The 16794-nt window shown below is 58.0% G+C and carries 2 protein-coding genes; both read left to right on the forward strand.

Features of this window, described 5'->3' with window-relative positions; all coding sequences use genetic code 11:
- Positions 1–193 precede the first annotated feature (193 nt).
- The gene (locus tag ACW55A_RS11925; protein ID WP_498810974.1) at positions 194–4054 is read left to right on the forward strand and encodes an amino acid adenylation domain-containing protein; all 3861 of its coding nucleotides are present in this window, start codon (positions 194–196) and stop codon (positions 4052–4054) included.
- Between the two features lie 117 nt (positions 4055–4171).
- Positions 4172–16732 (forward strand): amino acid adenylation domain-containing protein, encoded by a 12561-nt coding sequence (locus ACW55A_RS11930; protein ID WP_498810975.1) that lies wholly within the window; start codon positions 4172–4174, stop codon positions 16730–16732.
- Positions 16733–16794: the final 62 nt, after the last annotated feature.

Genomic DNA, 16794 nt, shown 5'->3' on the forward strand with positions numbered 1-16794 from the left:
TGAAAGAAGTCAATCGTCGTTAACAAAATCTCTTGCATCGGTTTTTTTACGAGGTTGATGTCACCTGATTAATATGTTACCTGAGGCCGTCATGAACAGTTTTGAGAAAAATAATACCGCACCGTCACGCTCTCAAGATCTCGCTAAGCGGGCCGGCGTACAGCATATAACCGGTACGGAAGGGCCACTCTCCATGTCTCAGGAACAGGCCTGGTTTCTTGAGACGTTAGTACCAGAAAGTATCGCTTATAATTTTCAGGCCATGCTGAATATTCGCGGCGACCTTGATATCAACGCGCTTGAACTGGCGCTGAGTATGGTGGTTGAGCGTCATCAGTCACTCTCCACTGTTTTCGATGAGGTTGACGGGGAGCCACGGCAAACTATTCAGGACGCCTGGCCCGTGAACATCCCGATCGTTGACCTGTCTGCCAGCAGTGAAGCGGTACGGCAGACCTACATGAATTCTATTATAAAAGCTGAAATAGCCCAGAAAATCCAAGTGGCGAAACTTCCGCTGATTCGATGGGTGCTGTTCAAATTCAGTGACCAATTCCACTCATTGCTGCACATCGAACACCACCTCATTCATGACGGCTGGTCATTTCGGCTGTTTCTCAAAGAGCTCAATCATTTTTACAACGAACAAAAGGGCCGTGTTAATCAAGAGCCCCTTGAGCCGGTGATCCAGTTTATCGATTACTGCCAATGGGAGCGCGACTGGCTGGATTCGGCTCAAGGTCGTCAAGGCCGAGACTTCTGGTACGGTCGTCTTGAAACCTGGCCTGCCTACACGCATTCGCCGTTTCCTGCACCGAAGGGTGGGCAAGCGGCGTTGGATTTTGTCGGCAGTTCCGTGTCGGTACCGTTGCCCGGTGGGTTGATCAGCGCACTTCAGGCGTATGGCTCGAAGAATAAATCCACCCTGTTCGAGACTATGTTTTCACTGTTTGCCTGTGTAGTAGCGGCGCGTTCGGGTCAGACGCAACAACTGATCGGTACCGCCGTCGCCAACCGCGACCTGCCGGGTATCGAAAACACCATCGGTATGCTGGTCAACATGTTGCCGCTGCGCATCGACATTGACGCGAACACGCCCTGGGCACCTCTACTGGCAGCCGTGAAAGAAGAAATCCGCACGGCCTGTTTGCAGTCGCATGTGCCGTTTTCCACCATGGTTGCCGATCTGAGCCCGGAGCGTTTAACTCAGCAGTTACCTTACATTCAGGTTGCTTTCAGTTTTCATAACTCCATGTCCCGCACCCTGGACTTTGCGGACATTGATGTCGAGGTGGTGGAGGGCTTGGCAAACGGTTCTGCGAAATTCGACCTCAATGTCATTTGCGTTTTCGATGACGAGGTTAACCCGGCCGCTGGCGGTCGTTTCATGCTTGAGTACTCCACCGCTGTCGCCAAAGAGGCAGATGTCGTAGCGCTTATGGATGATTTCCTCCATCTGGCAAGCGCCTGGCTCGAGCAACCGGCAGAAAGCCTCGCCAATGTACGCAAGTCTGCTGTCCTTGCCGCAGGCGGTACTTCTGTCAGTCCTGGCGTAGAGTTCTGGAAACAATCTCTCGACCTCGAAGCCTCGGGTCTTCTGGCTGACCATGCGCTTAATCGCGTTGTCAGCGGGCCACTTGTGCGTCATGAAATCCCATTGTCGGATGAAAGCCTTGCACGCCTGTTTCAAGCGTGTGAACAGCGCCGCATTGAACCTGAAGTAGCGCTTTTTTCTATCTATGCCGTTGTCATGGCACGTTATGGCGGGCATCAAACCGTCGTGGCTGGTCTTGGTACCGCTGCCGATGGACAGCGTCTGGCCACACCGTTGCCACTCAAGCTGACGCTCACTGCGCACGATACATTTGCCGATGTCTTCCTGCGCACACAACAGCACTGCGAGCAGGCTCGTCAGTGGCACGCATCTTCCGCACAGAGCCTGGAAAAAGCGCTCGATGACAGTGTTGCGGCATCGGGAAGAGCGCCACAGTCATTAATACAGTCGGTATTCTGCAACGGCCTGTCCGCGCGTGCAGAGCAGGGAAGTGCTTCGGGCAGTCTGCATCCGCCCATCGAATTCGTCCTGGACTGTTCCGGCACAAAGGCTTCGTTGTCACTCGGCTATGCCGCTGACCTGTTCACTCAGGAAACAGCGACATCAATGGCCGGGCATTATGTCCAGCTGCTGGAAAAGGCCGGTGAGTCACTTGACGAGACGTTGGCACAAAGCCTGTCGGCCCAGCACCAGGCTGCCATTCAGGCACAGTGTGAGGGGCTTGCTTCGACCTACCCTGAAACGTCCCTGCACGCCATCGTCGAGGCATTTGCGGCCACACAGCCCGAAGCCATCGCTGTGCGGTGCGGGGAGGCAGTGCTGACGTACGCTCAGCTCAATGAGTCCGCCGACAAAATTGCCGACATATTGCTTCGCAAGGATGTGCAGCCCGGTGATGTCGTCGGTATCTGCATGATGCGCTCCGAGTGGCAGGTTGCAGCGCTCTTGGGCGTACTCAAAGCCGGTGCGTGCTACCTCTCGATCGACTGTGCGTCGCCTGCCGAGCGTCGTGACTGGCTGCTGGAAGAGGCGGACGTCAAGTGGGCACTGATCGATGAGAGTGCTCCGCCTCTACGTGATGCAACCTCAACGCTGTTGATCGGGCAATTGTTGACTGAGCAGGATGACCTGCGCGTGTCGCCACTGGTCAAGCCTGTCGTCAGCGCCGATGCTCACTGCTATTACATGTTCACATCGGGTTCCACAGGCACTCCGAAAGCCACTGCCAGTACCCACCGCGCGGTCGTGAGTCTGGTCAAGGGGACGGACTATATCGATATCAATGGTGACGACCGCTTCCTGTTTTTCGCGCCCCTCGCCTTCGATGCATCGACCTTTGAAATTTGGGGTGCCTTGCTGAACGGCGCGCAGTTGGTGGTTCAGCCTGGAGAAGCCGGCGGGCTGGATGACCTGGCACACACACTGGAAAGCCAGCAGGTCAGCGTACTCTGGCTGACGTCCGCATTGTTCCAGGAAATGGTCGATCAGTATCCTCATGCGATGGCTGGCGTCAGACATGTAGTGACCGGCGGTGACGTTGTTTCACCGCAAAGCATGCGCAGTTTTCTGGCACAGTCCACCGGGACGCTCACCATCGGGTACGGCCCTACTGAAGGTACGGTGTTTACCACTGCCTACAGCATGGACAAAGTCGAACAAGTGACTGACAAGCCTCTGATCGGATGGCCAATTGCACAGGCCGATGCCTACATCGTGGATGTTTTCGGGCAGCTTGCCGAGCCAGGTGTTCCAGGAGAGTTATTTATCGGCGGCACAGGTATCACCGGCGCCTACCTCAAGCGTCCGGAACTGAGCCAGGAGCGTTTTGTGACACTGAAGAGGTTCCCCGGCAAAACTCTCTTCCGCACCGGTGACCTGGCGCGCTGGACCCAGAGCCGCGGTATCGAGTTTCTGGGGCGCAGTGACAGCCAGATCAAGATCCGTGGCTTGCGCATAGAGCCTGGTGAGGTTGAGCAGGCGATACGTCAATTGCCTGGTGTCACGGCGTGCTCGCTGATTCTGCGCACACTGAATCTTGATAAGCAACTCGTTGCCTTTGTCAGTCTGGACGGGACCATTGCACTGGATGAACAACAGATTCGTGTAGCGCTAAGGGATCGCCTCCCCGACTACATGGTGCCTGCCGAAGTGCATGTGATCGAGCAACTGCCGGTCAATGCGAGCGGCAAAGTCGACAAGCGTGCATTGCTTGAACTGGCGACTCAAAACGGCCGTGCAAGAGTCACCAGCGAGCGACCGTCGACGGCTCTGGAAAAATCCATTGCCGAGGTCTGGGCGCAAATCCTCAATGTGCCGGAAGTGGGTAGAAACGAAGACTTCTTCTCCATCGGCGGGCATTCGCTGGCCGGCATGCGGATCATGTCGCGGCTGAGCAAGCAATTCGGCAGTCGTCTGTCGCTGAATCTGCTCTTTGAGTATCCCAGCGTCGAGACGCTTGCAGGTGCTATCGAGCGCTCGACCGAGCCGTTGACCGCCTGACCGCTTACCGGCGCGTGGTGGGTAGTAAAAATACCCCCGCGCGCTTTCTCGCCTCTCAGCCCCCCAATTTAACCCGTCCTCGCAGCGACATCGTTCGCTGTCGAGGTGGAGATGGTCATGTCCCAAAAAAAAACGGTCACTTCAACCACCGGATCCGCTGTCAGGAGTCCGACCCCGGCAGCCCGGGGGTTTCTGAATTTATCGCCTGCGCAAAAAAGCCTCTGGTTCATGCACCAGATGGAAGATGCGAGCGCCACATACAATGTGCCTTTCGCGCTGCGCATTGACGGGGCGCTGGATTGCGCAGCCCTTGAGCGGGCGGTGGACAGTGTCTATCAGCGCCAGACTGCACTGCGCTATCGTTTTCCCTGTATCGATGGGCAACCGGTCATTCGCCTTGTCAACGAGCAACTGTTGACTCGCAAAGTTGACCTGCGAGCCGAGCCGGACAGCGAAGCTGCGCTGAAAGCGTTCGAGCAAAGCGAAGCCCGTTATGTTTTCGATCTTGAGCATGAAGCGCTTCTGCGCGCGACGTTGCTGCACTGTGCGACCGACGAGCATGTTCTGTTGATCAATGTTCATCACATCATTTTCGACGGTTGGTCGATGCAGATCTTCCTCTCTGAAGTGGCCTCAGCCTATTCGGCGCTGGTGCAGGGCAGCGAGGTGAACGTCGAGCCGTTGAACTTCGACTTTGGCGACTATTTAAGTCTGAGCCCATCGAGCGCTGAGCGAGATCCCGATATTGCTCACTGGCAGCAGCGATTGGCCGGTGCGCCTCCGGTATTGCCACTACCGCTGGATGACAAGCGTCCTGCCGTTCAGCGTTACGCGGGGCAGCGTTGTCATTTTCAAGTGCCTGCAGCCGTCTCGGACGCGCTGAAAAAACTGGCCAAGGACTGTCGCGTCACGCCCTATATGGTAGGGCTTGCGGCTTTTTCCGTGCTGCTGTATCGCTATACGCAAGAGGCGGATCTGGTCATCGGATCGCCGATGTCGAATCGGCAATCCGCTGATCTGGAAGGCGTGATCGGTTTCTTCGTCAATACGCTGCCAAACCGGATCGATGCATCGGGTTCTCCTTCTTTCGTCGAGTTGCTCAAAAGAGTTCGCGCCTCGGTGCTCGATACATTCGAGCATGCCCATGTGCCTTTCGATCAGATTGTCGAGGCCATTCAGCCCCCGCGCTCTTTGAGCCATGCGCCGGTGTTTCAGGTGCTGTTCGATATGGCCAACGAGGATTTTTCGGTCGAGCTGGAAAACCTGCGCACTCGCGTTTATACGCTCGACTCCTGCACCGCCAAATATGACCTGAGTCTGACCCTGGCACTGACTGCGCGCGGCATGAGCGGCGCGGTCGAGTATGACACCGCATTGCTGGATGAGACCGCAGTGCAGGGGATGATCGATAGCCTGCTGATCATTATGGAGCAGGTGTCGCGCAACCCGGACGGGGCTATTGACGATTTTTCGCTGTTGTCTGACGAAGCCGTGGAGCAGGCGCTGCGCTTGGCTAATCATCAGCCGGCAGCGCCGCAAGCGCCTTTTGCACCTTTCCATCAGTGGTTCAAATGCAGTGCCGCGCAGTGGGGCGAGATGGATGCGCTGATTTATGCGGACCGTCGATACAGCTATGCGCAACTTGATGCAGAGGCCCGGGTACTGGCGGGTCATCTGCATGCTGCCGGTGTTCGTCATGGTGACCGGATCGCGGTAGTGCAACGCTATGGCCCAGAGGTCATCGTCGCGTTACTGGCGGTGCATCAGGTGGGCGGTATTTATGTGCCGCTCGCAATCGACGATGCGCGTCATGCGGATCTGCTCAAGGACATCGAGCCCAGACTGGTCCTGACGCTGCGCGCCTTTCAGAAGCAACTGCAGGACTATCCGTGCCTGCTGCAGGATGATTTGCCGCAGACCACCGGCACGCTGCTCGAGAGCGAATTCGAGGGGCGCAACACGCAACCGGAAGACATCGCCTACATCATTTTTACCTCCGGCTCTACCGGTCGTCCCAAGGGCGTCAGTGTCTCTCACGGCAGTTGGGTAAGCCTGCTCCAGGCCTTGGAGCAGACTTACGGTCAGACCGAGCCGGGTGTTACTGGCATTTTGCAAATGGCCAATTTCACGTTTGACGTATTCATGAGCGATGTCGTCCGCGCGCTGGCGGTTGGCGCGCGGTTAATCATGTGTCCTCGGCAGAGTCTGGCTGACCCTGAACGACTCTATGAGCTGATCACAGCTGAACGGGTGACGTTGCTCGAGTTCGTGCCTGCGGTCCTGCGGCAGATGATTCGTTACCTGGAAGAGACCGCACGGCGTCTGGATACCCTGCATACACTCACCTGCGGTGCGGACGTGTGGTTTGTCCACGAGTATCGGAAAATGCAGACGCTGTGTGGACCGCATACCAGGGTTGTCAGTGTTTACGGAGTCACCGAGGCAACCTGCGAAAGCGCCACGTTCGAGCCCGATGCAGGGTGGTATGACTCTGAGCGCAGCTTGCCTATCGGCGGTCCCTTGCCTAACACCTCCCTGTACCTGGTCGACGCAACGCTGAATCTGGTACCGCGTACTGTCCCCGGCGAATTGTTGATTGGCGGCGGCGCGGTGGCGTCCGGTTACATGAATCGCCCTGAATTGAACGAGAAGAGCTTCCTGACAGGTTCGTTCTCGGCTAGCGGACGGTTTTTACCTGGCATCGGCAAACAGCGGTTCTATCGCACCGGTGATTTGTGTCGGCACATGCGCGACGGCACCATCGAGTTTTTGGGCCGCAGTGACAACCAGGTCAAAATTCGTGGCTTCCGCATCGAGCTGGGTGAAGTCGAGAGCGTACTCGCCGACCATCCTGATGTGAGTGAATGCGCGGTGGTCACCCGTCAGTCACCAGGTGCCGAGGCCGAACTGATCGGTTATGTGCAAACCCGCGCTACAGCGCAGCAACTCAATGCCTACCTTGGCGAGCGTCTGCCAGGCCATATGGTGCCGCGCCTGTTGGTAGTCTTGCCAGCACTGCCTTTGACCGCAAATGGCAAGATCGATCGCAAGAGCCTGCCTGAGCCCGATTGGGCGCAGGACTCACGCGCTTATGCCGCACCGCGCAACAGTCTGGAAGAACAGCTTGTCGAAGACTGGCAGCAACTGCTCAATGTGCCGCGTATCGGCATTGACGACAATTTTTTCGAGAGTGGCGGGCATTCTCTGCTGGTCACTCAAGTCATTGCGCACATCAAAAAGCGCTTTGGTGTGGCCCTAAGTATTGCAAACCTGTTCGAAGGGCCCACCGTCGCTCAGGTCGCCGAAAAGATCATGCTGAATATGATCCAGATCGCCCAAGGTGCCAGTGTCGCTTCCAGGCCTGCCGCGATCGGACGCAGTAGCGGTATCGAGCGCCAACGTCTCTCGTTTGCGCAACGCCGTCTGTGGTTGACCCAGCACAGTGAGCCGGGCACCGCTTACAACATGCCGGAAATATGCCGTCTGACCGGGCAACTGGATATTCCTGCGCTGGAAGGTGCATTGAATCTGCTACTTGAGCGTCATGAAGTCTTGCGCACGCATTTCACCTGCGAGCTTGAAACGTTTGTGGACGCTCAGGGCCTTACGCAGAAAGAGCCGCTGGTTGTGACAAGTCACGCTGACAGCGCGCGCGTACCGTTCAGGCAGCAAAAAATCGCTCGCGAAGCGCTCTCGGTCACACTGGAGCGGGAGGTGCACACGCCGTTCTTGCTGGACAAGGAACTGCCGATACGCGCGGTGCTTCTGCAGACCGCTTCGGATGAATATGTGCTGTGCCTGACCTTGCATCACATTGCCTACGATGGTTGGTCGAGTGCCTTGCTGCGTCAGGAACTGGCAGCATTTTATCGGCATTTGACGCAAGGTGAGTGCCTCAGGCTTAGCGCACTGGAGGCTCAGTATCAGGACTATGCTGCCTGGCAACGAAATCAACTCGAAAGCGGGGCGTTCGAGGCTCAGCTAGACGCCTGGAAGGCTTCGCTTAAGGACTTGCCGCCGCCTCTGGTACTGCCTGTGCGTTCCAGCCCGCGAGCAGGAAATCCGCTGGCCGGCGACTACGTTGCGCTGACTCTTCCTGGCGATTGCTCGGCAAGGCTCGATCAGCTTTGCCTGCGTCTTCAATGCACGCCGGCCATGGTCATGCACGCCGCGTTCGCGCTGCTATTGCATCGCTACACCGGGCAGGACGACATTTTGATCGGCATGCCATTCTCGGGAAGGGACCATGATGAAAGTGCGAACCTGATCGGGTTCTTCGTTAACCTGCTTCCGTTACGGCTGCGTTTGCGAGGCCCTCTGCGTGTGGCGCAGGTTATCGAGCAGAGTCGCCAGGCCCTGCTTGCCGCCGAGGCAAATCATTCGGTGCCGATCGATTACCTGGCGCAAGTGCTCAACCCGCAGCGGCTGCCCGGCAAGCATCCTTTTTTCCAAGTGGGTCTTGTGGTGCAGAGCACGACGGCCGTACCGCTTACCTTGCCGTACGTGCAATCGGAAGAAATTTCTCTTGCCTCCACTGAGGTGAAGCTGGACCTGATGCTGGAGTTGCGTGCTGTTAAAGGCGAAGGGGTGAGTGGGGTATTCAAATATCGGACGTCACTGTTCGAGCGCTCCGTCATTTCGGGCATGGCAGAGCACTTCCAGTGCCTGCTGGAAAATATGCTGGCCAATGCCGAGCAGACCGTTGCTCAGGTGAAGATGCTTTCTGCAACCGAACATCAGAGGCTGATCAGCCAGTTCAACGACACGTCACGCGACTTCGGCGACGGCGATATCGTCAGCCGTTTTGAACAGCGTGTACGTCAGACTCCGCAGGCTATGGCCCTTCAGTTGCAACAACGCTGCTGGACATACGCGGAACTGGACCGGTTAGCCAACGGCATCGCGCACGCGCTGATAAAGAAGGGTGTGCAAGCGGGTGAGCACATCGGCCTGTTCACTGGACGGCATCCCTATCTGGTGGCAGGCATGCTTGGCATCCTGAAGGCGCGCTGTACCTTTGTCCCCTTGAATCCGCAGGATTCGATGGAAGGTGCGCTGGGCTACATGATCAAAGACGCAGCATTGCGCCGCGTGGTGGGTCATCAAGGCTTGGCACACGAGCTTGCGGCTTTGGGGCTGGAGACGTTGCTGGTCGACGACTTCGAAGGTGCCGAGGGCGAATGGTCTGCTCCGGCCTGCCAGCGTGAGCCTCAGGATCTGGCCTATATTCTTTACACCTCTGGCTCGACCGGGCAGCCCAAGGGGGTGATGGTTTCGCAGCGCAATATCGATAACACCGCGAATGCATTTGCGCGAGCGCTGGAACTGAATGCTCAGTCGCGACAACTGCAGTATTTTTCGCCTGTCTTCGACGGGGTCTGTGGCGAGGTGTTTCCGGTACTGATCAGCGGCGCTACGCTGGTATTTGCCGCCTCTGAACAGCTGCTTCCGGGGCCGGATCTGGTGACGCTTCTGCGCGAGCAACGTATTACTCATCTGCAGATCACGCCGACGGCCCTGCGCTTGCTCCCCCATGCCGAGCTTGCCGAGCTGAAAGTCATTATCAGCGCCGGTGAGGCCTGTCCGGCGAACGTCGCCCAGACCTGGGCAACCGGCAGACGTTTCCTCAATGGTTACGGTCCGACCGAAACGACGGTGTATGCATCTGCCCAGGATTACTGGGATGAACGAGGCGCCTTGGTATTGCGGCCTCTGGACAACGTCAGAATGTATGTTCTGGACCCGTACCTGAACCCTCTGCCCTGCGGTGTACCCGGCGAGCTTTACATTGGCGGGAACGGGGTGGCACAGGGTTATCTGAATCTGGATGAGCGCACTGCGCAAGCGTTTCTTCCAGACCCATATGGTGTTTCACCCGAGGCGCGGCTGTACCGCACTGGCGACTTTGTGGTTCGTCAATTCGATGGAAGCCTGAGCTATGTCGGGCGTATCGATAATCAGGTGAAGGTTCGCGGTTTCCGCATTGAACTGGGCGACGTCGAAGCGCGCTTGAACGCGATAGTCGGGCTTGAGCAGGCGGTCGTGGTCGTTAAACAGGATGACCACGAGCACAAGATCCTGGTGGGGTATTACGTCGGCAAGCCGAGCATTGCACAGGTGCGTGCAGAACTGGCGAAAGTGCTGCCGACACATATGGTGCCGGAGCGTCTGATCTGCTTGCCCGAACTACCGCTTAGCCGTACTGGCAAGGTCGATCGCAAGGCACTCGAAAACCTCGTTGATCAGCGCGCGCAGGAAGGCACTGCGGTCGGTAAGATGCCGACCTCTCCTGCGGTCGTCAGGCCCGCTGGAAAACGCCTGCACAACAAGGTCAGAAAGATCTGGCAGGAAGTACTCGATTGTCAGGAAATCGATTCGGACGACAATTTTTTCGATCTCGGTGGCCACTCGTTACGCATTGTCGAGACGCAAAAACGTTTGAGCGAGCTTTTGCAGGCGCCCGTAGCCATGACAGACCTTTTCGAATACCCGACGCTGCGTGGTCTGGTCGCTCACCTGGAACGCTTGCATGGGCCGCTGCCGGAGGTTCGCCAAGCCAGCGAGGCATCACCTGCCATTGATCCCGGAAATCGTACGCTGGCGGTCGTCGGCATGGCCGGGCGCTTTCCGGGCGCCGCTGACCTGAGCGAGTTCTGGCAGAACCTCACCGAGGGGGTGGAGTCGACCCTTTATTTCAGTGACGAGGTCATGCTCGCGCATGGCGTAAGCCCTGATCTGCTGGAGCGTGCCGATTTCGTCAAGTGTGGCAATCGTCTCGAGGATGTCGACAAGTTCGATGCCGAGTTCTTCGGCTTCTCACCTCGTGAAGCCCAGTTGATGGATCCTCAGCAGCGCATCTTTCTTCAATGCGCATGGACCGCTATGGAAGCCGCCGGTTATGGCGGTTCTCTGAACGATTTGCGCGTAGGCGTATTTGCAAGCGCGAGCACCAGCCATTACTTGCTTGATCACGTTTACCCGAGGCGCCAGGAGCTGCAACTCGAGAACATCCAGTGGCTATTGGGTAACGGCCGCGATTTCATGGCGTCGCGTGTGGCTTACAAACTCAATCTCGCCGGACCTGCGATTACCGTCGAGACGGCTTGCTCCTCCTCACTGGTAGCGGTCCAGATGGCTTGCGAAAGCTTGCTGCGGGGCGAGTCGGATATGGTGATCGTCGGCGGTGCTTCCGTCGAAGCTCAATACTACGGTTACCAGGCGGCACCGGGCAGCATCATTTCCGCCGATGGCCATTGCAGGCCTTTCGATGCGCAGGCCAGCGGCACCACAGGTGGCAGTGGTTGTGCAGTGCTGGTCCTCAAACTGGCTGACAGGGCAATCGAAGATCGCGACCATATTCATGCCTTGATCAAGGGCGGGGCGGTCAATAACGATGGCTCCAGCAAAGTCAGTTATACCGCGCCCAGTGTTCACGGGCAGGCCCAGGTGGTGAGCGCCGCGCTCGATGCAGCGAATATCAGTGCAGGCTCCATTGGTTATATCGAGGCGCATGGCACCGGCACTCGCCTGGGTGACCCGGTAGAAGTCCGTGCGTTGACGCAGGCCTATACCAGCGCTTTGCTAAATTTCACGCCGGGCTTTTGTGCCCTCGGTTCGTTGAAGAGCAACATCGGTCATCTTGATGCGGCTTCATGCGTCGCCGGGCTGGTCAAGGCCATACTTGCCGTGCAGCACGACGTCCTGCCTGCAAGCCTTAACTTCACGCGAGCCAATCCCGAAATTGATTTCAACGACAGCCCTTTTTATGTCAACACGACGTCCCGACCCTGGCCGGCTACGGCCTCGCCACGTCGGGCAGGCGTCAGCTCCTTCGGCATCGGCGGGACCAATGCTCATGTCATTGTCGAGGAGCCTCCGCAGCCGTCAGTGCGCCCGCATGACGATAGCGATTGCTGGTACATACTGCCGTTCTCCGCACGTACCGCTACAGCGCTGGACCATCAGCGTCGGCAACTGATCACCTGTCTGCAGAACCCGGTGGCCGATATACGCGATATCGCCTTCACGCTGGGAGAGGGCCGCACACGATTTGCCTTCAGGGACAGCGTTGTCAGCCAGAGCATTGCCGGAGCCTTGCACGCGCTGCAGACACCTTCGTCCACAGCGCTCATGGAGCGCAGACAGGACCGTCCGATCGTGTTCATGTTCTCCGGGCAGGGTAGCCAGTATGAGGGAATGTTCAAGGGCCTCTACGGCAGTGAGGCGGTATTTCGACAGACAGTTGACCGCTGCACGGTCATATTGAAGCGTTATGGCGTCGACATTCTGGCCAGTCTATACCCGCCAGCGGGTGGCGATACAGCCAACAGTCTGAGCCGTACGGAAATCGCGCAACCGGCACTTTTTGTGGTCGAGTACGCGTGCGCCCTGTTGTTGCAAAGCCGCGGTATCCACCCGCAGGCGCTGATAGGCCATAGCCTTGGTGAACTGGTGGCAGCCTGTTTTGCGGGTGTCTACAGTCTGGAAGACAGCTTGAAGCTGGTTGTCGAGCGGGGCCGCCTGATGCAACGTCAAGCTCCGGGTGCGATGCTTGCCGTTGGCCTCTCTGAAGCAGATTGCGCGCGCTTTCTGGGGCACGGCGTGGAGCTGGCGGCCGTCAATGGGCCGCTGCAATGTGTTCTTGCCGGTGATTTTGAGGCCATTGCGCGGGTCGAGCGACAACTGGCCGAGGAAGGGCTCGTGGGGCGTGTACTGGATACCTCGCACGCTTTTCATTCCCGCATGATGGCTCCTGCTGCGCACGCGTTGAAGGCAGTTGTCAGCGGGTTCTCTGTTCAGTCTCCGACTATCGCGCTCGTGTCCAACCATAACGGTGGCTGGTTCTCGATCGATTCGAGCAGCCAAAGTGATTATTGGGCGTCTCATCTGCTCGATACCGTGCGCTTTTCTGACGGTATCGCGCTGCTTGCCGACGAACTGGAAGACCCGATTTTTCTCGAAGTCGGCCCGGGCCGTGCTCTTCAGAGTGCATTGAAATCCTATGCTGAGCCCTTGTGCGTGCTTGGTTGCACTCGGCATGCACGGGACAGCCGGTCGGACGAGGCGGCGTTGGCGGAAGGCATCGCGTCATTGTGGAGGCAGGGAGCAAGTTTCGGTTGGGCGCAGGCCGCAGGGTGTACAGACGGCGCACGCGTGCCGCTGCCGACTTATCCGTTTGCGCGGTACAGCCACTGGATCGAGGCTGCCGGGACGGTTTCTTCCGCGCAGCACAAGCAACCGTTGTTCCTGCATTGGCAGCGCGTGCAGGGTAACCGTCGGCAGTTCCGATTGAGCCTGTCGCCACAACTCTGGCTGGTGGACGAACATCGCGTTTTCGAAGGAAAGCCAGTGCTTTCAGGCACCGGATGTGTCGAGCTGGTACGCAATGCCTACGCGCGTATGGAAGGCATCGAGTTGATCGAACTGAGTGACGTTTACTTCCCGACCCCTCTGGTTCTGGAAGATGAGCAGGCCTCGCAAAGCGTGCTGATTACATTCAAGGATCACACCGAGAGCACTGAGTTTTTCCTCGAGTCGGTATCGGACGATGGTAACGCTCCGCAGCAGCACAGAATGCTGCACGCGCTAGGTTTCATAAAACGCCACAACCGGGAGCGCCTCGTACTAAAAGGGCTGATGCAGCTTCAGTCCGACCATACTGACTGTCTTGCCGATGAAGTCGAACATGCGGCATTGAACACGCGTCTCGGCTTGTTCGGGCCTCGCTGGAAGTGCTTTCGTTCGATCTGGCTCGGCCAGGATGAGGGGCTGGCGCTTCTGGAACTGGATCAGGTGTTTGCCGCTGACCTTGAGCGCTTTGCGCTGCATCCGGCGTTGCTCGACATGGCGACTGGTTTTCTCTCGATCATGGAAAACAGCACCCGCAGATTACCGTTCCATTATCAGCGCCTGACTATTCATGCACCACTGCGCTCCCGGCTTTACAGCCATGCACGGCGAGTTCGCAGCAATGTCTATGATGTGCAACTGTTCGAAGTCGATAACGACGGCGGAATCGGTGCTCTGCTGGCCGAGGTGATCGGCTTTACTTTGCGCGATGAGCGAGTGGCACCGGACGCGCAGCGCACCGAGCCCTTGGACTGGTGTCAGGTACCAGCATGGCGGCCGGCATTGCCTCCCAGGGGCGACTCGCCGTTACAAGGGCCCTGGCTGGTTGTCACGCGTGGCGTTGCAGCCGATAACAGCATTCTCGCTGCGCTACCGCCGGACAGTGTCTGCATAGGCGATGCAGGTGATTCTGGCGCTACGATCGCGACAATTGCTCGCGGCGACGCACAGGCATATGGACAGCTGTTTAATACACTGGCGACGCAAGATGCCTTGCCGAGCCAGATCATTTACATGGCCGGTAAGACGCAGCTTGCGGAAGGCGAGCACGCCGCCATTACGCTGTTTTCCGATCTTATGGTGTTGGTACAGGCATACATTCCTCATGCGATAAACACCACTGTTCTGTCAGTGGTGACCGAAGGTGCCTGCCAGGTGGATGACGATGAGCCGGTCAACAGCTGTGTAGCAACCTTGTCTGGTGTGGTTCGTACACTTACTTGGGAGCTGCCGCAGATACGCTGCCGTCATTTTGATCTGCCGCTGGCCAACGCGGCCGAGAATGAGATGCTACTGCTTCAGGTACTCCAGCACATCGATCCCGATCAGGCTTCTCCGCTTGCGCCGACTCTGGCCTTGCGCAAACAGACGTTGCATGAACCTTGCCTGCGAGCGCTGCAAGTCTCGCAACCTTCACTGCACTTCAAGGAGGGCGGGACCTACGTGGTTACCGGTGGTCTGGGCGGCATGGGGCTGGCGCTGGCCAGTCATCTGGCTGCGAAGGTAAAAGCTGTCACCTTAGTCCTGATGTCCCGTTCGGCGACGGTCAAGGATGAGGTCGGGCAAGCGCTGCAGGCGATGGAACAGCAAGGCGCGCGGATTCAACACGTGGCGGTCGATTGTGCTGATCGTGAGGCTTTCACTGCTGCGCTTCAGCAGGTCAGGCTTCAGCATGGGTGTATCAGTGGGGCGATACATGCCGCAGGTGTGCAAGCCAGCGGTCTCATCCAACTGAGCCAGGCAAATGCATGGGCACAGGTGATGGGCAGCAAGGTGGTTGGCACCGATGTGCTGATAGAGGCTTTGCGCCAGGAGCCTGTCGATTTCATATTTCTGTGTTCGTCGCTGGCGTCGGTGCTCGGGGGGCTTGGTCAGGCGGATTACGCCGCTGCCAACGCCTATCTGGACGCTAGGGCGCAGGCCTGTCGTCAGGAGGGCATGCCTGTGGTTTCGCTCAACTGGGATGCATGGGCGCAGGCAGGTATGCGTGTTGCCTATGACAGTGCGCATCCCGAGCAGGCGCCGATTGACGATGTGCGGGGGCTGACCAACGCAGAAGGTTGCCAGTTATTCGAGCTGGCTCTGGCGCAAAACACTGCTCAGATCATCGTGCACAAGGCGCAGGATCTGCAGCAACTGATCGATCAACTGCAGCGCGGCGGTGCGACGTCGGCGGGCCGGGCAACGACGCTGTTCGACTCCGGTGCCGAGCGTGTTGCGCCACGCAATGCTGTGGAGCAGGAAGTCGCGCAGTTGTGGCAAGAGCTGCTGGGCGGTGATATGCCGGGTGTGCTGGATAACTTCTTCGATCTGGGCGGGCACTCACTGTTGGGGTCCCAGCTGATTTCGCGGATTCGTTCGCGCTTTCAGCAGTGCCTGACGTTGGCCGAGTTCCTTGATGAACCGACCATCGAGCGAATCGCCCGTTCATTGGACAGTGTCGCCGAAGATACGCCAATCGATGCCGATGAAGCCGCCGTACGTTACTGTCTGGTGCCGGTGCAGCGAAACGGCGAGGGGAGACCATTCTTTTGTCTGCCGGGCATGGGCGGCAACGTCAATCAGGTGCTTGGGTTGGCCAAGGCCATGGGCGCGCAACGGCCTTTCTACGGTCTGCAATGCCTGGGGCTCGATGGCAAGGCTGAGCCTCACCTCAGCGTCGAGGAGATGGCCGAACACTATATTCGCTGCATGAAGTCGGTTCAGGCGCATGGGCCTTATCTGCTGGGCGGCCATTCACTTGGCGGAAAAGTGGCGTACGAAATCGCCAGACTGCTTGAAGCACGTGGCGACCAGGTGGGTTTGCTGGCGCTGTTCGACTCGGCAGCCCCTCCGTATACGCAAATGCAGGTGCCTACCGATGCTCAGGTGTTGGGTTCGCTGCTGAGTATCTTCGGGCATTACTTCGACAAGCCAATCAAGCTCAGCCGCGAGGAGTTGCAGGCGCTCGAGCACCTGGGTGACGAGGAAAAGATCCGCTATCTGAAGGACACGCTGGAAAGTCACGGGTTGCTGGATGCGCGTGGCGATGAGGGAAGCATTCGGGGGCTGTTCAACGTGTACAAGGCTGCTGCCGCCTTCGGCATGCGCTATGACCCGCCCAAGGTTGCGCTTGATGCCTCACTGGTACTGTTCAGGGCGGTCGACTCGATGCCCTCCGGTATCAACCTGCCCGAGATCCGTGACACGGATGCCTGGGGCTGGGAGTTGTTCAGTGCGGCAAAGGTAAGAGCGGTCGATGTCTCTGGGGATCACTTTACTTGCCTGTCCGTCCACGCCCAGCAAATTGCCGATGTGTTGATCGGGCAACTTGCCGAGTGTGATCGATAACCCGTCGTTGCGGAACATGGCGAGCAGGCTCAACGCCTGCTCGCCTGCATTAATCAGTCTGA

The sequence above is a fragment of the Plantibacter cousiniae (nom. nud.) genome (assembly GCF_977070315.1).

Coding starts and splice junctions, on each gene's coding strand:
- ACW55A_RS11930 (WP_498810975.1), top strand. CDS start 4,172: ATGTCCCAAAAAAAAACGGTCACTTCAACCACCGGATCCGCTGTCAGG.
- ACW55A_RS11925 (WP_498810974.1), top strand. CDS start 194: ATGTCTCAGGAACAGGCCTGGTTTCTTGAGACGTTAGTACCAGAAAGT.